We start from the raw sequence: 20,490 nt of genomic DNA on the forward strand, positions 1-20,490 counted from the left end.
GGGGTCCGCACACGCCTCGCCGCTCGCGCGGGCCGAGCGGTTCGTGTGGCTGACCGCCCGCGTGCTCGAACAGCGCCGGCCACCTGCCCGCCGGGTAAGGTTAGGTTAGCCTTATCGATCACTCGGCGGGAGGTGAACCGCGTGTACGTCTGCTCATGCTTCGCAGTCACGGAGAAGCAGGTCAAGGAGCACGCGGAGGCCGGCGCCTGCACGCCCCGCCAGATCGCCTCGGCCTGCAAGGCGGGCACGGACTGCGGCTCGTGCGTACGGCGTATTCAGGCCATTCTCGGGCGCGGCAACTGCCCGCGACGGGAACTGGTCGACCAGGGCCGCCCGGCCCTGACGGCCGAGGTCGCCGAGATCTCCGAGGTCACCGAGTTCTCCGAGGTTCCCAGGCTGTCAGAGGCCGCCTAGCCGGAAGGTCAGCTCGGCTGCTCGATGAGCGTCGAGCAGTACAGCGCCTCGCCCAGCTGCTCGATCAGCTCCAGCTGGGTGTCGAGGTAGTCGATGTGGTGCTCCTCGTCCGCCAGGATCTCCTCGAAGAGGTTCGCCGAGGTGACGTCGCCCTTGGCCCGCATGACCTCGATCCCGCGCCTGAGGCGGTCGATCGCCTCCACCTCGACCTGCCGGTCGGCCTCGAACATCTCCTTGACGGTCTGACCCACCCGGACGTGGAAGAGGCGCTGGTAGTTGGGCAGCCCGTCCAGCATGAGGATGCGCTCGGTCAGCTTGTCCGCGTGCTTCATCTCGTCGATGGACTCTTCGCGGGTGTACTTCGCGAGCTTCGTCCAGCCCTTGTTGTCCTGGATGCGGTAGTGCAGCCAGTACTGGTTGATCGCGGTCAGTTCGCCGGTCAGCTGCTCGTTGAGGAACTCGAGGACCTCGGGGTCGCCCTGCATCGCTTCGGAATCCTTCCACGCCATGTCGGTGCCGCCACTGGGCAGGATGGCCGCATCCTTGCAGTGGTCATGGGTCGCGTCCAGTAAGTGCAGGCTTACCGACAGTTGTCCTAATAGTCAGAATATCCCCGGGATGTCGGTGCATGGCTGGTCATGACCACCCCTCGCGGTCTGTCACCATGGATGGCATGGGTCAGCCGGAGGGCGGAGATCGCCGGGAGGAAGCAGCGGTGGCGGCGGTGACGGATCTGCCGCCGGGGCAGCGGCTCCAGCGCGGCTGGCCGGTCACCCACTACGGCCCCGTACCCCGCTTCAAGCCGGAGCGCTGGGAGTTCCGGGTCTTCGGGGCGACCGCGGACGGCGACAAGCGCTGCTGGAACCACGAGGAGTTCTCGGCGCTGCCCTTCGCCACCGTCGTGGCGGACCTGCACTGCGTGACGAAGTTCAGCATGCTGGGGGCCGAATGGGGCGGCGTGGCTGCCCGGACGATCCTGGAGCTGGCCCCGCCCGCGCCCCACGTGACCCACGTGATGGTCTGGGCAGAGTACGGCTACAGCGCCAACATGCGCCTCTCCGACTTCGCCGACGAGCGCACGATCTTCGCCACCCACAAGGACGGCGAGCTGCTCACGGCGGAGCACGGCTTCCCGCTGCGGCTCGTGGTGCCGCACCTGTACGCCTGGAAGGGTCCGAAGTGGGTGCGGGGCGTGGAGTACATGGCCGCCGACCGGCGTGGCTTCTGGGAAGAGCGCGGCTATCACAACATCGGTGATCCGTGGACGGAGCAGCGCTACTCGTACCAGGAGGAGCCGGGCGACGGCCCTGAGCTCTGACCGACTCCCGTCGGCCTTCCGTCAGTGGTGCGTCAGTGGTACTGGTGGACGACGGCGTGGCCCTTGCCGCGGCCGATCATCCACTTGTTGACCGGGGTGGTCAGGAGGAAGGCGACGAGGAGCGAGATCGCCAGGGTGATCCAGAACAGCGCGTCGGACAGGTGCGCGTCCATGGCGCCCGGCCACAGCGCGATCACGCCGTTGTCGATGATCTCCATGACGGCGATGGACAGGGTGTCGGCGGCGAGCGCGACCTTGAAGGCGGTCTTGAAGTCGACGCCGGCCTTCAGGATGCCGCGCAGGGTGAGGGTGTAGCCGAAGAAGAACGCCAGGACGATCGCGAGCACCATCGTCGGCGCGTTGCCCCAGCCGAACGCGGTGCCGACGATCATGCCGAGCACCTCGCCGATGGCGCAGCCGGTGAGGCAGTGCAGCGTCGCCTGGGCGGCCATGGACCAGCTGACCCGGCCGTGGCCGTGGCCCCGGTGGTCGTGGCCGTGGCCGTGGTCGTGACCGTGACGGGCGTGGTGCTCGTGACTCTCGTGGGCGGTGGTGCCGTGGTGCTCGTGGTGGGCGTGCGCTTCGTGCTGCATGGGTGCCCCCAGGGTTGGTGACCGTTCCTGCTCACTCAGGAACGCTATACCCCCCTGGGGTATTCCTCAACGCAGTTTCTTCAGCAGCTCCACGTCCGCCTTGTGGCCGGGCGTCCCGCCCGGAGTCTCGATGATCAACGGCACGCCGTCCGTGGCCGGGTGGCTCAGGAGGTTGCGGAAGCCGTCCTCGCCGATGTGACCGACGCCGATGTTCGCGTGCCGGTCCTTGTGCGCGCCCACGACGTCCTTGGAGTCGTTGGCGTGGATCAGTTTCAGCCTTCCCTCGCCGACCACCGCCATCAGCTCGTCGAGCGTGCGCGTGGCGCCGTCCGGGCCGGTCAGGTCGTGGCCCGCGGCGAAGATGTGGCAGGTGTCGAGGCAGATGCCGAGCTTGGGGTGGCGGTCCAGCGCGTCGAAGTACGGTCCGAAGTCCTCCGCCCGCGAGCAGAGCGACGAGCCCTGCCCGGCCGTCGACTCCAGGAGCAGGAACGGGTCGTCGTCGTGCGTCAGCTCGTCGAGCAGCGGCAGCACCCGCTCCCGTACCTGCGCGAGCGCCACCTCGCGCGGCCTGCCGCCGGTCGCCGAGCCGGTGTGCACGACGACGCCCCGCGCGCCGATCTGCCGGCCGCGGCGCAGCGAGTGCCGCATCGACTCCACCGACTTCTCCACGGTGGCCTCGGTGTGCGAGCCGAAGTTGATCAGGTACGGGGCGTGCACCCAGGCCGACAGGCCCTCGGCCTCGCAGCCGGCCCGGAAGAGCTCGTCCTGGGCGGGGTTGCCGGGCGGGGTGGCCCAGCCGCGCGGGTTGGCGACGAAGACCTGCACGGTCTCGGCGCCCAGCTCGCGCGCGTAGCCGAGACCGGTGGTGGCGAGGCCGCCGGCCACGGGGACATGGCCGCCGACGGGGTTGCGCATGAGTTCTTACAGTCCCTTGATCGTGATGGTGACGGTGGAGCCCTCGGCGGCGGTCGAGCCGCCCTCCACGGACTGGCCCGAGACCGTGTCGCCGAGGAACGGGAAGGTCTTCTCGACCTTCACCACGAAGCCGGCGTCCTCCAGCTCCTGCTTGGCCTCCGCCGTCTTCATGTCGACGACGTCCGGGACCTCGACCATCTTCGGGCCCTTGGAGACGGTGAGGGTGATCGCGTCACCCTCGGCGGCCCGGCTGCCCTGGGCGAGGGACTGCGCGGCGACGGTGCCGGCGTCCTCGGGCGAGTTGACCCGCTCCGGCGCGACCGTGACCTTCAGGCCGGCGTCCTGGAGCGTGGCCGTGGCGTCCTCCACCGACTCGCCGGTGACGTCCGGGACCTCGACCGGCGCGCCCTTGCTGACGACGAGGGCGACGGCCGAGTCCGGGCTGCGCTCGGTGCCGGGCTCCGGGTCGGAGCCGATGACCGCGCCCTGGGCGACGGACTGGCTGAAGTCGTACGTGATCACACCGGGCGCCAGGCCCTCGTCGGCGAGCCGCCTCTTCGCCTCGGCGAGCGGGACGCCCTTGAGCTTGGGGACCTTCACGACCTTCGGGCCGCGGGACAGGGTGAGCGTCACCCGGCCGTTGCCGCGGATCCGCTCGCCGGGCGCGGGGTCGACGGCCATGACCGTGCCGCGCTCGTACACGTCGCTGAAGTCGCGCTTCGTCGTGCTCACGTCCAGGCCGGCGGCGGTGAGGCGCTTGGTGGCCTGGGCCTCGGTCTGGCCGAGGACGGCCGGGACGCGGGTGAACTGACCGGCGTTGATGTACCAGACGCCGCTCCCGATGCCGAGGGCGAGCAGGACGGCGGCGACGACGAGGAGGGGGCCACGGGGCCGGCGGCGGCGCGCCGCGGGTGCCGGTTCGGGCGCCGGCAGGAAACTGGTGTGCTCCACCGGCATCGGCCGGATGCGCGGGATGACGCTGGTCCGCTCCTCGGGGCTGCTCGGTTCCTCGGCCGCCCGCTCCTGCGGCGGTACGGCGTCCAGCTGCTCCTCGGTGAGCCCGGCGCGGGCGTCACGGACCTGCGCGAGCAGCGCGACCGCGTCGTACGGCCGCAGCTCGGGGTCGCGCGCGGTGGCGCTCGCCACCACGGCGTCCAGCTCCCCGGCGAGGCCGGGGACGGCGGCGGACGGGGCGGGCACGTCGGTGTTCAGGTGCTGGTAGAGCACCTGCGCCGGGGTGTCGCCGGAGTGCGGCTTGGCGCCGGTCAGCATCTCGTACAGGACGACTCCGCACGCGTACACGTCCGCGCGGGTGTCGGCGGTGCCGTGCTCGATCTGCTCCGGCGCGAGGTACGACACGGTGCCGAGGACCGCGCCGGTGGTGTCGGTGGCGGTGCCCACGGCCCGTACGAGCCCGAAGTCCGCGACCTTCACCCGGCCGTCGTCCCCTATCAGGACGTTCTCCGGCTTCATGTCCCGGTGCACGAACCCCGCCCGGTGCGCGGCGCCCAGCGCGGCGAGCACCGGCTCCAGGACGTCGAGGGCCGCCCGGGGCCGCAGCGCGCCCCGCTCCCGCAGCACGTCCCGGAGCGTGCAGCCCGCGACGTACTCCATCGCCAGGTACACGTACGCCCCGTCCGCGCCCTGGTCGAACACCCCGACGACGTTGGGGTGCGCGAGCCGCGCGACGGACTTCGCCTCCCGCATGAACCGCTCCACGAAGGCGGCGTCCGTCGCCAGCTCCGGATGCATCACCTTGAGCGCGAGCACCCGGTCGAGCCGGGTGTCCACGGCCCGGTAGACCGTGGCCATCCCGCCGCGGGCGATGCGCGCCTCGACGCGGTAGCGGCCGTCGAGCAGCCGCCCGACGAGGGGGTCCTGAAGGGTCGTGTCCACGGCGTCGAGTCTACGAGGGCCGTACGACACCCCCGGCCGCGCGGCCGGGACTGCAGCGCAGCTGTGACGCGGCGCCGTCGGCGGCGGCCCCGCACCCCGCCGGGGCGGGGGCCGCGGACCGTCAGAACGCCGGGCGTTCCGGGTCCAGGCGGGCGCGGCCGTCCGTCGGGGACGACGCCTCCGCGAAGTGGCGGCGCGGGATGCGGCCCGCGCGGTGGGCCAGCCGGCCGGCCTCCACCGCGTGACGCATGGCGTCGGCCATGAGGACGGGCTCCTGGGCCCGGGTGACGGCGGACGCGAGCATGACGGCGGCGCAGCCGAGCTCCATGGCGAGGGCCGCGTCGGAGGCGGTGCCGGCCCCCGCGTCGAGGATCACCGGCACGCCCGCCCGCTCCACGATCAGCTCGAAGTTGTGCGGGTTGCGGATGCCGAGGCCGGACCCGATGGGGGAGCCGAGCGGCATGATCGCGGCGCAGCCGACGTCCTCCAGCTTGCGCGCGAGGACCGGGTCGTCGTTCGTGTAGGGGAGGACGACGAAGCCGTCGTCGACGAGGGTCTCCGCCGCGGCGAGCAGTTCCTCGCCGTCCGGCAGCAGCGTGCGCTCGTCGGCGATGACCTCCAGCTTGATCCACTCCGTGCCGAGCGCCTCCCGCGCGAGCCGCGCGGTCAGCACGGCCTCGCCGGCCGTGTAGCAGCCGGCCGTGTTCGGCAGGACCTGGATGCCGAGCCGGTCGAGGACGGAGAGGACGGACCCCCGCACCGTCGGGTCGAGGCGGCGCATGGCGACGGTGGTCAGCTGCGTGCCGCTCGTCACCAGCGCGCGTTCGAGGATGTCGAGGCTGGGCGCCCCGCCCGTCCCCATGATGAGGCGGGAGGAGAACTCCGTACCGCCGAGCAGGAAGACGTCGTCGGACATCGCGCTCAGCCTCCCTGTACCGCGGTGAGGACCTCGACCCGGTCGCCGTCGCCGAGCAGGGTCGTGGCCCACTGGCTGCGCGGGACGACGGTCTCGTTGACGGCGGCGGCCACTCCGGCCGGAGCGGCGGTGAGGGTCGCGACGAGGGCGTCGAGGGACACGGGGCCGTCCAGGACCCGGCCCTCGCCGTTCACGGACAGGTTCATGCGTGCTCCAGGTGTGCGGGGGAGTCCGGGTGGGCGGGGGAGCTCAGGTGGGAGGGGGAGAAGCGGCGGGCGGTGAAGGCGCGCGCCTCCTCCGGCAGGGCGCCGGTCGTGAGGGCCTCCGCCATGAGGTCGCCGGTGACCGGGGTGAGCAGCACCCCGTTGCGGTAGTGGCCGGTCGCCAGGTGCAGCCCGGGCAGTGCGCTGGGGCCGAGCAGCGGCGCGTTGTCGGGGGAGCCGGGGCGCAGCCCGGCGAGCGTCTCGGTGAGGGGCAGTTCGGTGATGCCGGGGACAAGCTCATGCGCGTCGCGCAGCAGCTCGTACACCCCGCCGGCGGTGACCGTGGTGTCCCAGCCCAGCTCCTCGCTGGTGGCGCCGACGACCAGCTCGCCGTTCTCGCGCGGCACGAGGTAGACGTGGCTGCCGCGGACGACCGCGCGGACGGTCCGGGAGAGGAACGGCGCGTACGCGGGCGGCACCCGCAGCCGCAGCACCTGCCCCTTCACGGGCCGCACGGGCGGCAGCACCTCCGCCGGTACGCCGTCGAGCCGCCCGCTCAGGCTGCCCGCGGCGAGCACGACCTGGTCGGCGGTCACCTCCGCGCCCCCGGCCAGGACGGCGCCGCGGGCCCGGTCCCGTACCACCGTGAGCCGCTCGGCCACGGCGCGGTGGAAGACCACCCCGGCCCGTTCGCACGCGGCCAGCAGCGCGGCGGCGAGCCGTCGCGGGTCGACCTGGTGGTCGCCGTCGACCCGCAGCCCGCCCCGGACGCCCGGCGCCAGCATCGGCTCCAGGCGCCGGCAGTCGCGGCCGCTCAGCCACTCCGAGGCCAGCCCGCAGCGGGTCTGCAGGGCGTGCAGTTCGCGCAGGTGGGCGCGGTCGTCGGCGTCGAGGGCGACGGCGAGGGTGCCGCAGGCGCGGTAGCCGGTGTCCAGGCCGCCGGAGGCCTCGGTGAGCTCGGCGACGAAGTCGGGGTAGCGGCGGGCGGATTCGAGGTTGAGGCCGAGGAGGGTCTCCTCGCCGTAGTGGAGTTCGGTGACGGCGGCGAGCATGCCGGCCGCCACCCGGGCGGCCCCGCCGCCCGGTCCGGGGTCGGCCACGGCGGTGCGCAGTCCGCGCTGCGCGGCCCGCCAGGCCGTGACCAGGCCGATGATTCCGCCCCCGACGACGAGGACGTCGACAGCGGTGGATGTGCCGGATGTTCCGGATGTGCCGGTTCGACCGGTGGTACGCGACATGGGCGTCCAGCCCCTCCCTTCGCCGGCATGACCCGGATCAGGTTCGTACGGTCGGAGGCCGGTCAGCCTCCCTCTCAGCCCGGTGCGTCCAGGCTCCCGCGAGTGCTCTACGCCGGTCAGACTAACCGCAGCCGGCCCGGTCCCGCAGGACCCTCCCTTCCTGACGATTCGTCAGATGCGTAAGGTGGTCGGGTGAGCGAGCAGAAGCAGGTTCCCCACCGTGTAGTGATCGCCGGCGCCGGGATGGCCGGAGTGCAGACCGCCGTCGCCCTGCGCGAACAGGGCTTCACCGGCCCCGTCACCCTCATCGGCGCCGAGCCCCACCAGCCCTACGACCGGCCGCCGCTCTCCAAGGCGGTCCTCCTCGGCAAGGCCGAGGACTCCGCCTTCGACGTCGACTTCGAGTCACTCGGCGTCGAGCTCCGCCTCGGCGTCGAGGTCACCGGGCTCCGCCCCGGCGCCCACGAGGTCGACACCGAGGCCGGCCCGGTCCCGTACGACACCCTCGTCGTCGCCACCGGCGCCCACCCGCTCACCCTGCCGGGCAGCGAGGGCGTCCCCGGCGTGCACCTGCTGCGCACCCTCGACGACGCCGCCCGGCTCGGCACCGTCCTGGCGCGCCGCCACGACATCGTGGTGGTCGGCGCCGGCTGGATCGGCGCCGAGTTCGCCACCGCCGCACGCGAGGCCGGCTGCGCCGTCACCGTCGTCGAGGCCGCCGACCGGCCGCTGGCCGGCGCGCTGCCCGCCGAGGTCACCGCCCCGATGGCCGGCTGGTACGCCGACAGCGGCGCCGAACTCCGGCTCGCCGCCCGCGTCGACCGCGTCGAGGAGGGCCGGGTCGTCCTCACCGACGCGGACGGGCGGACCGTCGAACTCGCCGCCGACGCCGTCGTCGTCGGCATCGGCGCCCGCCCTGCCACCGACTGGCTGGCCGGCTCCGGCGCCGCCCTCGACCCGAGCGGCGCGCTCAGCGCCGACGACCGGCTGCGCACCTCGCTGCCCGACGTGTACGCCGTCGGCGACTGCGCCTCCTTCCCCTCCGCCCGCTACGGCGAACGGCTCCTCGTCCACCACTGGGACAACGCCCTCCAGGGCCCGCGCACGGTCGCCGCCGCCATCGTCGCCGAGGTCGACGGGGCGCCCGCCTCGACCGTCCCCGCCTACGACCCGGTGCCGTACTTCTGGTCCGAGCAGTTCGGCCGTTTCGTCCAGTACGCCGGCCACCACGGCGCCGCCGACACCCTGCTGTGGCGCGGCGACCCGGCCGAACCGGCGTGGACCGTCCTCTGGCTGCGCGACGACGTCCCCGTGGCCCTGCTCGCGGTCGGCCGGCCGCGCGACCTGGCCCAGGGGCGGCGGCTGGTCGAGCAGCGCGCCGCGGTCGACCCGGCACGGGCCGCGGACCCGTCCGTCCCCCTGAAGGCCGCAGTCCGGTAGGGCCCGACTACCGACTGTCAGTCCGGGATGGCAGGCTTGTCCCGTGACCGAGATTGACGCAAAGACCGATGCTCTCGTCCCCGCCTGGCTCTTCCTCCCCGACATCGCGGAGATGCTGGACGTCGAGGTGACGCGCGTCCGGCAGCTGGTCAAGGAGGGCCAGCTGATCGCCGTGCGCCGCGAGGTGCGCCCCGGCGAGAAGATCCTCCAGGTGCCGGCCGCCTTCATCCAGGACGGCAAGGTCGTCAAGGGCCTCTCCGGGACCCTGACGCTCCTGCGGGACGACGGCTTCAGTGACGAAGAGATGCTGGAGTGGCTCTTCACTCCGGATCCGACCCTGCCGGGCACGCCCGCGCAGGCCCTCGGCGAGAATCGCGGCACGGAGGTGAAGCGCCGGGCCCAGGCGCTCGCCGTCTGACGCAATCGCCGAGCAGTTCCACAGCACCTGCGGGTGCCGGGCCGGTCCCTTCCGGGCCGGCCCGGCACCGGCACCACCCACCAGGGGGGAAACACCATGTCCACGCCTCGCGCGCAGCTCGCCGACGCCCGGCTCTACCTGTGCACCGACGCCCGGAAGCGCCAGGGCGACCTGCCCGACTTCCTCGACGCCGTGCTCTCCTCCGGCGTCGACATCGTGCAGCTTCGCGACAAGGGCATGGAGGCGGGGGAGGAGCTGGAGCACCTGGCCGTCCTCGCCGACGCCTGCCGCCGCCACGGCAAGCTCCTGGCCGTCAACGACCGGGCCGACGTCGCCCACGCCATCGGCTCCGACGTGCTCCACCTCGGCCAGGGCGACCTGCCCGTGCCCGCCGCCCGCGCCATCCTCGGCGACGAGGTGCTGATCGGCCGTTCCTGCCACGCCGAGACGGAGGTGGCCGCGGCCGCCGCCGAGCCGGGCGTGGACTACTTCTGCACCGGGCCGTGCTGGCCCACCCCCACCAAGCCGGGACGGTACGCCCCGGGCCTCGACCTCGTGCGGTACGCGGCGGGGCTCGCCCAGGACCGCCCCTGGTTCGCCATCGGCGGCATCGACGAGACCAACCTGGACGAGGTCCTCGACGCCGGCGCCCGCCGGATCGTGGTCGTCCGCGCCCTCACCGAGGCCGCCGACCCGGCCGCCGCCGCGGCCTCCCTCGCCAAGCGGGTCCGCGAGCGCCTCGCCTGACAGCGGCGCCGCCGACGCCCCGGGGCGGGGCACGTCGCCCGGTCCGGCGCATCGTCCGGCGCGCGGAATCCGGGCATCCGGATGCTGGGACGGGCGGCCAGGGTGTCCTGAAAGGTGTCCACAACGCGGACTCGGCTTCACCCCGACCTTGGACCGCGTCTAACCTGCCCGTATGGCCCTTGGTACCGCTTCCGTCCGCTCGGACCGTGCACGCACGGTCCGCGAGATCCTCGCGTCCGGCGACACCACGTACTCCTTCGAGTTCTTCGCCCCCCGGACCGAGAAGAGCGAGCAGAGCCTCTGGAACGCCATGCGCCGCATCGAGGCGGTCGCACCGAGCTTCGTCTCCGTGACCTACGGCGCCGGCGGCTCCACGCGCGGCGGCACGGTCAAGGCCACCCAGAAGATCGCCTCCGACACCACCCTCACCCCGGTCGCGCACCTCACCGCCGTCGACCACTCCGTCGCCGAGCTGCGCAACATCCTCGGCCAGTACGCCGACGCCGGCATCCGGAACATGCTCGCCGTCCGCGGCGACCCGCCGGGCGACCCGCTCGGCGAGTGGGTCGCCCACCCCGAGGGCGTCCACTACGCGGCCGACCTGGTCCGGCTGATCAAGGAGTCCGGCGACTTCTGCGTGGGCGTCGCCGCCTTCCCCGAGATGCACCCGCGGTCCCTGGACTGGGACACCGACGTGCGCCACTTCGTGGACAAGTGCCGGGCCGGCGCCGACTACGCGATCACCCAGATGTTCTTCGACCCGGAGGCGTACCTGCGACTGCGCGACAGCGTCGAGAAGGCCGGCTGCGAGACCCCGATCATCCCCGAGGTCATGCCCGTCGTCAGCCTCAAGACGCTGGAAAGGCTGCCCACCCTGAGCAACGCCGCCTTCCCCGCGCACGTGAAAGAGCGCATCCTCGCCGTCAAGGACGATCCGGCCGCTGTACGCTCCATGGGCATCGAGTTCGCGACGGAGTTCTGTGCGCGGCTGCTCTCCGAGGGTGTCCCCGGACTGCACTTCATCACGCTCAACAACTCCAGGGCGACGCTCGAGATCTACGAGAATCTCGGACTGCACGCGCAGTCCTGACCGGCCGTACCCGCCCCTACCCGCGGCGGAGGCCGTAGGAGAGGGGCGGGCATGGGGTGGACGGTCCTCTACATCGCGTTCGGTGTCGTGGCGCTGTGGCTGCTCGGTGAGGTGCTGCTGCAGTACAAGGCGCGGCTGCGCTGGCGGCTGCTCGCCTTCGGCGGCTTCCTCGGCGTGGTGCTCGGCGTGCTGCTGCCGTCCGTGGTCGTCATCGTCCTCGGCGCCGTCGCCTTCGCCGTCGGCCAGACCTATGTGACCCTCTCCTTCCGGCGCGGCTTCTCCACCGGCTGGGCCCTCGGCGGCCGCCCGGGCGCCAGCCGACGCCGTCGCTCCCGGCCGTCCGCGGACCGGACCGGTCCGACCCTGGAGGTCACCGACCTCTCGTACGAGCCGGCGGACTCCGCCGACCCGGCAGCCGGGGACGACGCCCTGGCCGCGGCCGAGACCACGGCCGTGTACGAGCCGCAGCCGCTCCCCGAGGACACCGGCCAGTACGCCGTCTACGGCACCTCGTACGAGCAGCAGCCGCAGTACGCCGACCCCTACGCCACCGGGTACGAGCAGCAGCCCGCGTACGACTACGGAGCCGAGGCCCAGCAGCAGTACGCGGCCTACTCGGACCCGTACATCGGCCAGCAGTACGCGGACGCCGGGCAGCAGTACGCGGACACCGGCCAGCAGTACGGCGCCTACCCTCAGCAGCCGTACGCCGACCCGTACGCCCCCTCGTACACCTACGACACCCCGCCCGGCGGCATCTGGGTGCCGCAGCAGCGCGACACCGACCAGCAGCACCCGGACCAGCACCAGCACCAGCAGCCGTACGGATACGGCGAGGACCAGCAGTACCGCTACTGACCCCCGACCGCGACGGGCCGGGCGGTCACTGCGAGCCGCGGAAGTCCGCGCCCTCCACGATCAGACCGGCCACCAGCGCGCCCGACATGCCGGCGTGCGCCAGCCCGCCTCCCGGGTGCGACCAGCCGCCGACGAAATAGAGCCCGGGAACCGGTGACCCGTTCGCCGCCGGCAGCCAGCGGCCGCGGTCCCCGGCCAGGGCCGGCCCCGGGACCTCGGCCGCGCCCGTCTCCAGGAGCGTGTCGTCGGGGGTGCGGACCTCCCGCCACAGCAGCCGCTCGCGCAGGCCGGGCACCACCATCTCGGCCTGTATCAGCATCTTCTCGGCGAACTCGTCCCAGGACGACAGGACGCCCTCCGTCGCCGTGACCGTCACCGACTCGTGCGCGTCGTCCGGCCGCAGCGCCGGGTCGTCGGGCCGCAGCACCGTCACGGTCGGCAGGTCCCCGGTGGCGTGCACCACCGTGCGGTGGACGGCGCCGGACTCCCGGCCGCCGCGCAGCGCCAGACAGACCGTCACCCGGCCCGTCCGCACCGGCTGGAAGTGCGGCCACTCGTCCTGCCGCTCCCAGCCGACGATCTGCTCCTGATAGAGCATCGGCACGGGCGCGCCCGCGACGACGTGGTCCGCGAGCACGGTCTCGCCGCCCGCCAGCTTCAGCCCGACGGCCCGGCCGTGCTCCCGCAGCACGTCGGTGACCTCGGTGTCGAAGACGAACTCCACCCGCCGCTGCAGGCACCGCTCGTACACCGCGTCCGCGAGCGCCCGGATGCCGCCGGCCACGTACCAGCTGCCGAAGGTCTGCTCCATGTACGGCAGCACGGCCGCCGAGGCGGGGGCGGTGGCCGGGTCGAAGCCGTACCCCCACGCGTACGAGTCGAGGAGCGCGGCGAGCCGCGGGTCGCGCAGCTCGCGGGCGCCGATCTGGGCGAGCGTGGTGGTCGGGCGGCGCAGCAGGCCCGCCTTGACCGCCGGATACGGCTCCCGGCCGAGCGCCGAGGTGTCCGCGGCCTGCGGCTCCTCCAGGAGCGGGCGCCGGGTGCGGTCCCACGTCTCGCGGGCCCGCACCAGGAACTCGCCCCAGCGCTCGCCCGCGCCCGCGCCGAGCGCCGCGTCCAGGGCGGCGACCGTGCCCGCCCGCGAGGCGTTCGGCAGATCGACCGTCGTGCCGTCGGCGAAGACATGACGGCTCGCCGGATCGACCTGGGTGAGCGTCACGCACTCCTCGAGCGGCTGCTTGCCGGTCTTCACGAACAGATCGCGGTACACGGCCGGGAGATGGAGCAGCCCCGGGCCGGTGTCGAACCCGAAGCCGTCGCGCTCCAGCCGGCGCACGCCGCCGCCGTACGTCGAGTTGATCTCGTACACCGTCACCCGATGGCCCGCCACCGCGAGCCTGGCGGCGGCCGCCATGGCGCCGAGTCCCGCGCCGATCACCACAATCCGTGCCATGCCAGGGACCTTATCGGCCCCCACTGACACTTCACCCGGAAGGTGGCCGGACCGGCTGTGCCGCGAGCCGCTTCTCCGCCCGGCGCTGGGCCCGGCGGCGCCGGAAGCGGCGGATCCGCTGGACGAGGAAGCCCAGCGTCGCCAGACCGAGGACGAGCAGGACGGCGGCGACGCTCGCCGCCGCGACCGGATGGAAGAGCGCCAGCGCGACCAGACCGGCCACCCCGAGGTCCTCCGCCGTGGACAGGACGATGTTGGAGAACGGCTCGGGCGAGGTGTTGACCGCCATCCGCGTCCCCGCCTTCACGGCGTGGCTCAGCAGGGCCGTCGAGCCGCCGACCGCGCCCGCCGCCAGCTCGGGCAGCGAACCCGACTGCCCGGCGAGCAGCGCGGCCACCACCGCCCCGCCGACCGGCCGGATCACCGTGTGGACGGAGTCCCAGACGGAGTCGACGTACGGGATCTTGTCGGCGACCGCCTCGCACAGGAACAGCAGCCCGGCGGCGATCAGCACGTCGGGCCGCTGCAGCGCCTCGGGCACCTCGTCGGTGAGCCCGGTCGCGCCGAGCACGCCGAGCAGCAGGACCACGGCGTAGGCGTTGATCCCGCTCGCCCAGCCGCTGGTGAAGACCAGGGGGAGTACGGACACGTCCGCGATCGTAGCCAGCCCTGAGTACGCGTACCTAGAGGCCGAGATGAGTAGGTGCGCGGATGGGCCGTGACCTGCGCGGAAGGGAGAGTGGACCGCACGGAAGGGGCGCGGCTCCGGCACCGCCGACACGGGGCGGCGGAACGGCGCCGCGCGCCTGCCGCTGTGAAACCACGCCGGTCCGGCGAGGCTCGGGGGGATCGAGCCTCGCCGGACCGGCGTTTCCTGCGGTTCCTGCGTTCTCAGGCTCCCGGACCCGGCGGGCTTCCGGACCTGGCGGGACGCCCGGGCTCAGCAGCCGTGCACGCGGCCGTGCAGCAGCCGCGAGAGCGCGGAGTGCACGTCGTCCAGGGAGCGTTCGCTCTGGAAGGCCTGCCAGTCGAGCGCGGCCACCAGGACCATGCCGACCAGCGCGGACGCCGTCAGCTGCACGTCGATCTCGTCGCTGAACTCACCGGCCGTCACACCCTCGCGCAGCACGTTCTCGACGACGGCGACGGCCTCCTGACGGACCACCAGGAGGGTCGAGTTCCAGGCCCGGCCGGTGCGCCACAGCTCCGCCACGTACAGCTGGGTGAAGGCCGGATAGCGCTGGATGAAGACCAGGCCGGCCCGGATCATCGCGTCCAGCGCCTCTATCCGGGTGCCGCCGCGCGCGGCGGTCTCCTCGGCCGCCGTCCGCAGGGAGGCGGCGAGGAGGGACACGCCGTGCCGCAGCAGCTCCTCGAAGAGCTCCGTCTTGCTCTTGAAGTTGTAGTAGACGGTGCCCTTGGCCACCCCGGCCCGCTCGGCGATCTCGTCCACCGTGGTCGCCGAGAAGCCCTGCTCCGCGATGAGGGTGACGGCCGCTTCGTAGAGCTTCGCGCGGGTGGCCTGCCGTCTGGTGCTGCTGCTGTCCATGGGCTCGATTCTCACAGAGACCGGTCTTCTCGCAGAGACCGTCTTCTTACAGGGACAGTTCGGGGTGCAGCCGGTCCAGGGTCCACACCTGCTTGCGCCGGGCGGAGACCGCGGTCAGCGCGAGCGCGCCGAGCGTGAAGGCGGCGAGCACGGCGACCGCCTGCCAGACCGGCCCGAGGGGGCCGCCGGTGATGAGCCGGCGCAGCGCCCCGATCACGTAGGTCATCGGCAGGTAGGGGTGGATGGCGTTGAAGAAGCCCGGGCTGGTCTGGACGGGGTAGGTGCCGCCCGCCGAGGTGAGCTGGAGCATCAGGACCGCGAGCACCAGGATGCGGCCGGCCGCGCCGAAGCGGGCGTTGAGCCACTGGATGATGGCGGCGAAGCAGCAGGTCACCAGGGCGAGGAAGCCGACGGTGCCGGCGGACCTGGCCATCTGCAGGCCGAGGCCCCAGTGCAGCACGGACATCAGGGCGCCCACCTGGAGCACGCCGATCGCGGCGACCGGCAGCCAGCCCGCGAGCGCGATCCGCCAGGCGGAGGCGCCGGCGGCGAGGGCGCGCCGGTTGAGCGGCTGGATGATCATGTACGCGACCATCGCGCCGACCCAGAGGGAGAGCGGGATGAAGTACGGGGCGAAGCCGGTGCCGTAGTTCGGCGCCTTGTGCATCGACTGGGCGGCGAGCCTGACCGGGTCGGCCATGACCTCGGTGCGGCGGTCGCGGTCCTGCTTGTCGTAGTCGGGGATCTTGTCGACGCCGTCCTTGAGGCCGGTGGCCAGCTGGCCCGAGCCGTCCGCCAGCTTGAACAGACCGCCGTCGAGCTGACCGGCGCCCTTCTTCAGCTTGCCGACGCCGGTGTCGAGGCCGGCCGAGCCGGAACGGGCGCTGGTGAGGCCGGTGTGCAGCCGGTCGGCGCCGTCGGCGACCTTGTGGGCGCCCGCGTTCAGCTCGTTGATCTTCTTGATGGCGCCCTCGACGTCCTGGTCCAGGTGCGGAGCGCGCCGGGCCAGCTCGTCGGCGTCCTTCTTGAGCTTGGCGAGCCGGGCGTCGAGGGTCTTCAGGTCGCCGTTGCTGTCCTTGGTCAGCTCGTTCAGGTCGTCGGCGATCTTCGAGACGTCGCCGGCGGTGACCGATGCCTTCTTCAGCAGCGCGCAGCCCTTGGCGTCGGCGAGCAGGTTGTCCGTGCACTGCTTTTGGTAGTACGCGGACAGGTCCTCGTCGGCCTTGTGGGCGGCGCTGCGGGCGATCGGGGCCCGGCGCACCAGGTCGTCCAGGTTGTGCCGGACGGCGGTCGCCGAGTCGGAGACGAGGCGGGCGGTGTCGCGGATCGACTTGCCGTTGTTCGCGAGGTAGGGGCGGACCTTGTCGGCGGTGCCGTTCACCTTGTCGGCGAGCTGCTGGGTGCCGTTGGCGACCTGACGCGAACCGCTCTCCAGGTCCGCGGAGCCCTTGTCGAGCTTCCGGATGCCGCCGGCCAGCTGACCGCTGCCCTTCTTGGCGTCCTTCAGGCCGTCGGCCAGGCTCTTGGAGCCGGCCTTCGCCTTGTCGACGCCCTCCTTGAGGTCACCGGCGCCCTTGGCCGCCTCGGCGGTGGCGTCGTGCAGGTCGGAGAAGGAGATGAAGATCTTGTCGAGGAACTTGCGCGAGGAGTTGGTGGAGGCGGCGGCGCGCACCTCGGAGAAGACCGTGCGGGAGATCGAGCCGACGATGTAGTTGTTGGCGTCGTTCGTACGGACCTTCAGGGCACCGGTCTCGGGGGAGTCTCCGGAGCTGGAGGCGATCCGCTCGCTGAAGTCGGCGGGCATCGTCAGGGACAGGTAGTACGTGCCGTCCTCGACGCCCGCGCGGGCCTCGGCGTCGCTCACCTCGTGCCAGTCGAAGACGGCGCTGTCGCGGAGCTTCTTGGTGATGTCGGCGCCCGCGGTGATCTTCTGGCCGCCGGCGGTGGCGCCCCTGTCCTCGTTGACGAGGGCCACGGGGATCTTGTCGAGCCTGCTGTACGGGTCCCAGAACGACCACAGGTACAGCGCGCCGTACAGCAGCGGCAGCAGCAGGATCGCGACGAGCGCGGCCCGCGGCAGCTTCCCCCTGCCGAACCGCTTCAGCTCAAGCGCGGCGAGCTTGTGCGAGCGCACCGGACTCCCCCTTCTCGGACTTCGTGTCGTTTTCGGTGGCGACGTCGGCCGCTTCGGCCTTCGTGGCCTCGCTCTTCGCGGACTCGGTCTCCGCGGGCTCGGTCTTCGCGGGCTCGGTCTTCGTGGACTCGGTCTCCGCGGGCTCGGCCTTCGTGGGCTCGGCCGGCTCCGCCGGCTTGGTGCGCCTCGGGGCGGGGGCCGTGGAGACCTTCAGAGCGTCCTCGGGGGCCTCGCTGCAGACGGCGAGGACGGTGGTGCCGGCCGCGGCGAGGGACCGCAGCAGGCCCCAGGCCTCGGCGCGGTCGGCGTCCGACAGCTTGAGGTCGACGTCGTCCAGGGCGAGCAGCCGGGGCTCGCCGATCAGGGCGAGCGCGATCGACAGGCGCAGCGCCTCCAGGCGCTCCAGATCGCGTACGGAGGTGCGGTCGCCCTTCGGCAGGGTCGCGAGGTCGAGTCCGGCGGCGGCCAGGGCCTCGTCGATCCGGGCCTTCGCGGCGGCGCGGCGCTCGGCCGGCGGGCGCAGCAGGGCCTTGAGGGAACCGTCGAAGCGGCGCTGGAGCAGGGCCCGCTCGCGCAGGTGCTCGGCGACGGTCAGGGCCGGGTCCAGGTCGCTGACGCCCGGGACGGGGCCGAGTGCGCTGATCCGGCGCACGGCCGCCATCTTGCGGGGCAGCGACAGCCCGCCCACCTCGGCACGGCCCTCCTGGGCCTTCATCCGGCCGGTGAGCGCGAGCAGCAGGCAGGTGCGGCCCGACCCGGAAGGGCCCTCGATGGCGACGAGGCTGCCGGGGGCGGCCTCGAAGCCGATCCCCTGGAACGCCCAGCCGCGCGGGCCCTTCAGTCCGAATCCGTCCGCGACGACGGCGGCGCCGTGGTTCGCTTCCACCATCCCCCCTCTTTTGAACTGACCAGTCAGTTCAAAAGTTACCGCTGAGTCGGCCTGCTGGCAAAGCCCCAGGTCAGCGCGATTGTCAGTGGTGCCGTGCACGATGAGCACATACGGCCACAGCGCCGTCACCCGACGACAGGAGGCTCGTCATGGCCGGCAACCCCGCCGCAGCCACGCCCCGGCGCCACACCGGAAGTCGCCCTGCCCCCGCCCAGCTCGGACCCGCGTCCGACATCCACCCCGTCCCGCGCCGCACGTCGGCCCCGCCCGCCGCCCTCGACCTGCTCGCCAAGGCCAGGGCCGGACTCGACGAGGCCGCCGCCCTCGACGTGCCCAACGAGCGGTACGCGACCGCGCACCTCGCCGCCCTGCGCACCGCCGCCGCCGTGCTCGCCGCCCGCGGCCGGCCCGAGCGCGACCCACGCAGGCGGGCCCGTATCCGCAGCGCCTGGGAGGTGCTCCCGGAGATAGCGCCCGAGCTCACGGAGTGGAGCGCCCTCTTCGCCTCCGGCGCCGAGCGCCGGGCCCGTGCCGAGGCGGGCATCACCGGCGCCGCCAGCCGCCGCGACGCCGACGACCTGCTCCGCGACGCCGCCCTCTTCCTGCGCCTGGTGGAGCGGCTGCTCGCGCTCCAGCCGGTGCTGCCGAGGCAGCCCGGTGCCGGGGAGGCCACGGGATGATCGGTGCAGCACGCCTCAGGCCATAGGGTGGGGGAGTAAGCCACCGTCACCGAGGAGTCAACAGCCGTGTCGGACCCTTCCGCTGTCTCCGGTCGAGAGGCGACCTCGCGCCCGTCGCGTGCCTCCCTGCGCACCGCCGTCGTCTGGGACGTCCTCAAAGACGCCCTCGACCGCCGGGTCAAGGCCACCGGGCAGGACGGCCTCGATGTCCTCGACACGGGCGGCGGCTCCGGCAACTTCGCGGTCCCGGTGGCCCGCCTCGGCCACCGGGTCACCGTCGTCGACCCCAGCCCCAACGCGCTCTTCGCCCTGGAGCGGCGCGCCGCCGAGGCCGGCGTCGCCGACCGGGTCACCGGCGTCCAGGGCGACATCCGCGGGCTCTTCGACGTCGTCGACCGCGAGGGCTTCGACACCGTCCTGTGCCACGGCGTCCTGGAGTACGTGGACGACCCGGCCGAGGGCGTGCGCAACGCCGCCGCCGCGCTGCGGCCCGGCGGCAGCCTCAGCCTGCTCGCCGCCGGCCTCGGCGGCGCCGTCCTGGCCCGCGCGCTCGCCGGCCACTTCACCGAGGCCCGGAACGCGCTGAGCGACCCGGACGGGCGCTGGGGCGCCGGCGACCCGGTGCCGCGGCGCTTCACCGCCGACCAGCTCACCGGCCTCGCCGCCGACGCCGGCCTCGACGTCGGCGCCGTGCACGGCGTACGGGTCTTCGCCGACCTCGTGCCCGGCGTCCTCGTCGACACCGAGCCCGGCGCCGCCGAGGCCCTGCTCCGCCTGGAGGCGGCGGCCGCCGAGCTGCCGTCCTTCCAGGCGATCGCCACCCAGCTCCACGTCCTGGGCACGAAGCACGCCTGACCGCACCGGTCACGCGCGCGAGCGTGCCACCCGCACGGCCGTGCACCGGGGCCCCGGCCCCGGTGCGCCGGAGTACCCGCTGATCAGCGGCGCAGCGGCGGATGGAGTACGCCACAGCCCCGCCGAACGGGGACTTGTCCCCGTATGATCGGAAGACACCATCCGGCATGACGGACTGGGGGCCGGGGAATCAACGCCTCAGCATCCGATCCGCATGGCGGCCCGGATTGGCGATTTGGCATTGAGGGCGGGTTTCACGGGGGCGATTCCCTGCCTATCCTGAAAGGGCCGCAAACCGGTCGCCCCCGCGACCGACGACTAGGAGGACTCCGTGCCGCTCTCGGAGCACGAGCAGCGAATGCTCGAGCAGATGGAGCGAGCGCTGTACGCCGAAGATCCCAAGTTCGCGACAGCGCTCGAGGGAAGCGGACTGCGTACGTACACCCGGCGACGGGTCTACCAGGCAGTCGCCGGCTTCCTGGTGGGTATCGCGCTCCTCATGGCCGGAATGGTCGCCCAGCAGATCTGGATCAGCGTGGTGGGTTTCCTCGTCATGCTGGGCTGCGCGGTCCTGGCGGTCACCGGCTGGCGCAAGGCCCCCAAGCCGGGCGAACACCTGCGCGGAGCCGCCGCCGGCGGCCATCGCACCCGGCAGCGCCGCTCGATGATGACCCGCATCGAAGAACGCTGGCAGCGCCGGCGCGACGAGCAGCAGGGCGGCCATCACTGAGGCGGCCTGCGCCTCGCCGAACACGTCGACATGAGTGGGGCCGCCCCGCAAAGTTGGGGGCCCCCCAAGTTGTGGGCCGTGCCCCCCGCCCCCCGGGGGGGGGGCCGACCGTGTTGGGCCCCCCCCCCCCACCGCCCCCCCCCCCCCCCGTGGG

General features: G+C 73.0%; 22 protein-coding genes and 1 riboswitch. Of the genes, 10 read left to right on the forward strand and 12 right to left on the reverse strand.

Features of this window, described 5'->3' with window-relative positions; translation table 11 throughout:
• Window positions 1–132 precede the first annotated feature (132 nt).
• A complete protein-coding gene (locus ACWEJX_RS33920) occupies window positions 133–414 on the forward strand; it encodes a (2Fe-2S)-binding protein (RefSeq protein ID WP_403798376.1) in 282 nt (93 codons plus the stop codon).
• Window positions 415–422: 8 nt separating this feature from the next.
• Here ACWEJX_RS33920 and bfr read toward each other — a convergent pair whose 3' ends face one another.
• Complete coding sequence (gene bfr, locus ACWEJX_RS33925) at window positions 423–899, reverse strand: bacterioferritin (RefSeq protein ID WP_132915621.1); 477 nt, start codon at window positions 897–899, stop codon at window positions 423–425.
• Between the two features lie 188 nt (window positions 900–1,087).
• Between bfr and ACWEJX_RS33930 the strand changes: the two genes are divergently transcribed.
• Entirely contained in the window at window positions 1,088–1,732 is a 645-nt protein-coding gene (locus ACWEJX_RS33930; protein ID WP_403798371.1) for a sulfite oxidase-like oxidoreductase, read from the forward strand.
• A 32-nt stretch (window positions 1,733–1,764) separates the two neighbouring features.
• On the opposite strand, the gene ACWEJX_RS33935 is transcribed toward ACWEJX_RS33930, so the two are convergent.
• The 6 genes from ACWEJX_RS33935 to thiO all read right to left on the reverse strand — a co-directional run bounded on the left by ACWEJX_RS33935 (window position 1,765) and on the right by thiO (window position 7,493).
• Entirely contained in the window at window positions 1,765–2,325 is a 561-nt protein-coding gene (locus ACWEJX_RS33935; protein WP_451611261.1) for a DUF4396 domain-containing protein, read from the reverse strand.
• Window positions 2,326–2,391: 66 nt separating this feature from the next.
• Window positions 2,392–3,240 (reverse strand): deoxyribonuclease IV, encoded by an 849-nt coding sequence (locus ACWEJX_RS33940; RefSeq protein ID WP_451611262.1) that lies wholly within the window; start codon window positions 3,238–3,240, stop codon window positions 2,392–2,394.
• 6 nt (window positions 3,241–3,246) lie between these two features.
• On the reverse strand, window positions 3,247–5,136 hold the full coding sequence (gene pknB, locus ACWEJX_RS33945; RefSeq protein WP_451611263.1) for a Stk1 family PASTA domain-containing Ser/Thr kinase: 1,890 nt from the start codon (window positions 5,134–5,136) through the stop codon (window positions 3,247–3,249).
• Window positions 5,137–5,257: 121 nt separating this feature from the next.
• On the reverse strand, window positions 5,258–6,052 hold the full coding sequence (locus ACWEJX_RS33950) for a thiazole synthase (RefSeq protein WP_403798359.1): 795 nt from the start codon (window positions 6,050–6,052) through the stop codon (window positions 5,258–5,260).
• A 5-nt stretch (window positions 6,053–6,057) separates the two neighbouring features.
• Window positions 6,058–6,258, reverse strand: a complete 201-nt coding sequence (gene thiS, locus ACWEJX_RS33955) for a sulfur carrier protein ThiS (protein WP_451611264.1) — start codon at window positions 6,256–6,258, stop codon at window positions 6,058–6,060.
• Entirely contained in the window at window positions 6,255–7,493 is a 1,239-nt protein-coding gene (gene thiO / locus ACWEJX_RS33960) for a glycine oxidase ThiO (protein WP_451611265.1), read from the reverse strand. Before thiO ends, thiS begins: the two co-directional genes overlap by 4 nt.
• Window positions 7,491–7,603: riboswitch (TPP riboswitch) on the reverse strand. Its footprint overlaps the gene before it by 3 nt.
• A gap of 82 nt (window positions 7,604–7,685) precedes the next feature.
• On the opposite strand from thiO, the gene ACWEJX_RS33965 reads away from it, so the two are divergent.
• The 5 genes from ACWEJX_RS33965 (at window position 7,686) to ACWEJX_RS33985 (ending at window position 12,046) form a co-directional block, all read left to right on the forward strand.
• Window positions 7,686–8,933, forward strand: coding sequence for an NAD(P)/FAD-dependent oxidoreductase (locus ACWEJX_RS33965; RefSeq protein ID WP_451611266.1), 1,248 nt, complete (start codon window positions 7,686–7,688; stop codon window positions 8,931–8,933).
• 43 nt (window positions 8,934–8,976) lie between these two features.
• Window positions 8,977–9,351: an Rv2175c family DNA-binding protein gene (locus ACWEJX_RS33970; RefSeq protein WP_403798348.1), complete on the forward strand. Its 375-nt coding sequence runs from the start codon at window positions 8,977–8,979 to the stop codon at window positions 9,349–9,351.
• 96 nt (window positions 9,352–9,447) lie between these two features.
• Window positions 9,448–10,098, forward strand: coding sequence for a thiamine phosphate synthase (thiE, locus tag ACWEJX_RS33975; RefSeq protein WP_451611267.1), 651 nt, complete (start codon window positions 9,448–9,450; stop codon window positions 10,096–10,098).
• Window positions 10,099–10,270: 172 nt separating this feature from the next.
• Window positions 10,271–11,188, forward strand: coding sequence for a methylenetetrahydrofolate reductase [NAD(P)H] (gene metF, locus ACWEJX_RS33980; protein ID WP_451611268.1), 918 nt, complete (start codon window positions 10,271–10,273; stop codon window positions 11,186–11,188).
• Window positions 11,189–11,239: 51 nt separating this feature from the next.
• Window positions 11,240–12,046, forward strand: a complete 807-nt coding sequence (locus ACWEJX_RS33985; RefSeq protein ID WP_451611269.1) for a hypothetical protein — start codon at window positions 11,240–11,242, stop codon at window positions 12,044–12,046.
• A 25-nt stretch (window positions 12,047–12,071) separates the two neighbouring features.
• Here the strand turns inward: ACWEJX_RS33985 and ACWEJX_RS33990 are convergent, their stop codons facing one another.
• The 5 genes from ACWEJX_RS33990 to ACWEJX_RS34010 all read right to left on the reverse strand — a co-directional run bounded on the left by ACWEJX_RS33990 (window position 12,072) and on the right by ACWEJX_RS34010 (window position 18,071).
• Window positions 12,072–13,499, reverse strand: a complete 1,428-nt coding sequence (locus tag ACWEJX_RS33990; protein WP_451611270.1) for a phytoene desaturase family protein — start codon at window positions 13,497–13,499, stop codon at window positions 12,072–12,074.
• Between the two features lie 31 nt (window positions 13,500–13,530).
• The gene (locus tag ACWEJX_RS33995; RefSeq protein WP_451611271.1) at window positions 13,531–14,148 is read right to left on the reverse strand and encodes a DUF4126 domain-containing protein; all 618 of its coding nucleotides are present in this window, start codon (window positions 14,146–14,148) and stop codon (window positions 13,531–13,533) included.
• 291 nt (window positions 14,149–14,439) lie between these two features.
• Window positions 14,440–15,048 carry a TetR/AcrR family transcriptional regulator gene (locus ACWEJX_RS34000; RefSeq protein WP_451611272.1) on the reverse strand — a complete coding sequence of 203 codons (609 nt, stop codon included), beginning with the start codon at window positions 15,046–15,048 and terminating at the stop codon, window positions 14,440–14,442.
• A gap of 46 nt (window positions 15,049–15,094) precedes the next feature.
• A complete protein-coding gene (locus ACWEJX_RS34005) occupies window positions 15,095–17,182 on the reverse strand; it encodes a YhgE/Pip family protein (protein ID WP_451611273.1) in 2,088 nt (695 codons plus the stop codon).
• The gene (locus tag ACWEJX_RS34010; protein ID WP_451611274.1) at window positions 17,154–18,071 is read right to left on the reverse strand and encodes an ATP-binding cassette domain-containing protein; all 918 of its coding nucleotides are present in this window, start codon (window positions 18,069–18,071) and stop codon (window positions 17,154–17,156) included. The genes ACWEJX_RS34005 and ACWEJX_RS34010 overlap by 29 nt, the downstream gene beginning before the upstream one ends.
• A 149-nt stretch (window positions 18,072–18,220) precedes the next feature.
• Here ACWEJX_RS34010 and ACWEJX_RS34015 point away from each other — a divergent pair, with 149 nt between their 5' ends.
• The 3 genes from ACWEJX_RS34015 to ACWEJX_RS34025 all read left to right on the forward strand — a co-directional run bounded on the left by ACWEJX_RS34015 (window position 18,221) and on the right by ACWEJX_RS34025 (window position 20,336).
• Window positions 18,221–18,751 carry an SAV_6107 family HEPN domain-containing protein gene (locus tag ACWEJX_RS34015; protein WP_451611275.1) on the forward strand — a complete coding sequence of 177 codons (531 nt, stop codon included), beginning with the start codon at window positions 18,221–18,223 and terminating at the stop codon, window positions 18,749–18,751.
• Window positions 18,752–18,817: 66 nt separating this feature from the next.
• On the forward strand, window positions 18,818–19,606 hold the full coding sequence (locus ACWEJX_RS34020) for a class I SAM-dependent methyltransferase (RefSeq protein WP_403798321.1): 789 nt from the start codon (window positions 18,818–18,820) through the stop codon (window positions 19,604–19,606).
• Between the two features lie 331 nt (window positions 19,607–19,937).
• Window positions 19,938–20,336 carry a DUF3040 domain-containing protein gene (locus ACWEJX_RS34025; protein WP_451611276.1) on the forward strand — a complete coding sequence of 133 codons (399 nt, stop codon included), beginning with the start codon at window positions 19,938–19,940 and terminating at the stop codon, window positions 20,334–20,336.
• Window positions 20,337–20,490: the final 154 nt, after the last annotated feature.

It is taken from the genome of Streptomyces sp. NPDC004788, assembly GCF_053601115.1.

What these genes read in the sequence shown, in the direction of transcription:
- bfr (WP_132915621.1), bottom strand. Translation starts at nt 899, where the DNA reads ATGCAGGGCGACCCCGAGGTCCTCGAGTTCCTCAACGAGCAGCTGACC.
- ACWEJX_RS33930 (WP_403798371.1), top strand. Translation starts at nt 1,088, where the DNA reads ATGGGTCAGCCGGAGGGCGGAGATCGCCGGGAGGAAGCAGCGGTGGCG.
- ACWEJX_RS33935 (WP_451611261.1), bottom strand. Translation starts at nt 2,325, where the DNA reads ATGCAGCACGAAGCGCACGCCCACCACGAGCACCACGGCACCACCGCC.
- ACWEJX_RS33940 (WP_451611262.1), bottom strand. Translation starts at nt 3,240, where the DNA reads ATGCGCAACCCCGTCGGCGGCCATGTCCCCGTGGCCGGCGGCCTCGCC.
- ACWEJX_RS33950 (WP_403798359.1), bottom strand. Translation starts at nt 6,052, where the DNA reads ATGTCCGACGACGTCTTCCTGCTCGGCGGTACGGAGTTCTCCTCCCGC.
- thiS (WP_451611264.1), bottom strand. Translation starts at nt 6,258, where the DNA reads ATGAACCTGTCCGTGAACGGCGAGGGCCGGGTCCTGGACGGCCCCGTG.
- thiO (WP_451611265.1), bottom strand. Translation starts at nt 7,493, where the DNA reads ATGTCGCGTACCACCGGTCGAACCGGCACATCCGGAACATCCGGCACA.
- thiE (WP_451611267.1), top strand. Translation starts at nt 9,448, where the DNA reads ATGTCCACGCCTCGCGCGCAGCTCGCCGACGCCCGGCTCTACCTGTGC.
- metF (WP_451611268.1), top strand. Translation starts at nt 10,271, where the DNA reads ATGGCCCTTGGTACCGCTTCCGTCCGCTCGGACCGTGCACGCACGGTC.
- ACWEJX_RS33985 (WP_451611269.1), top strand. Translation starts at nt 11,240, where the DNA reads ATGGGGTGGACGGTCCTCTACATCGCGTTCGGTGTCGTGGCGCTGTGG.
- ACWEJX_RS33990 (WP_451611270.1), bottom strand. Translation starts at nt 13,499, where the DNA reads ATGGCACGGATTGTGGTGATCGGCGCGGGACTCGGCGCCATGGCGGCC.
- ACWEJX_RS34000 (WP_451611272.1), bottom strand. Translation starts at nt 15,048, where the DNA reads ATGGACAGCAGCAGCACCAGACGGCAGGCCACCCGCGCGAAGCTCTAC.
- ACWEJX_RS34010 (WP_451611274.1), bottom strand. Translation starts at nt 18,071, where the DNA reads ATGGTGGAAGCGAACCACGGCGCCGCCGTCGTCGCGGACGGATTCGGA.
- ACWEJX_RS34015 (WP_451611275.1), top strand. Translation starts at nt 18,221, where the DNA reads ATGGCCGGCAACCCCGCCGCAGCCACGCCCCGGCGCCACACCGGAAGT.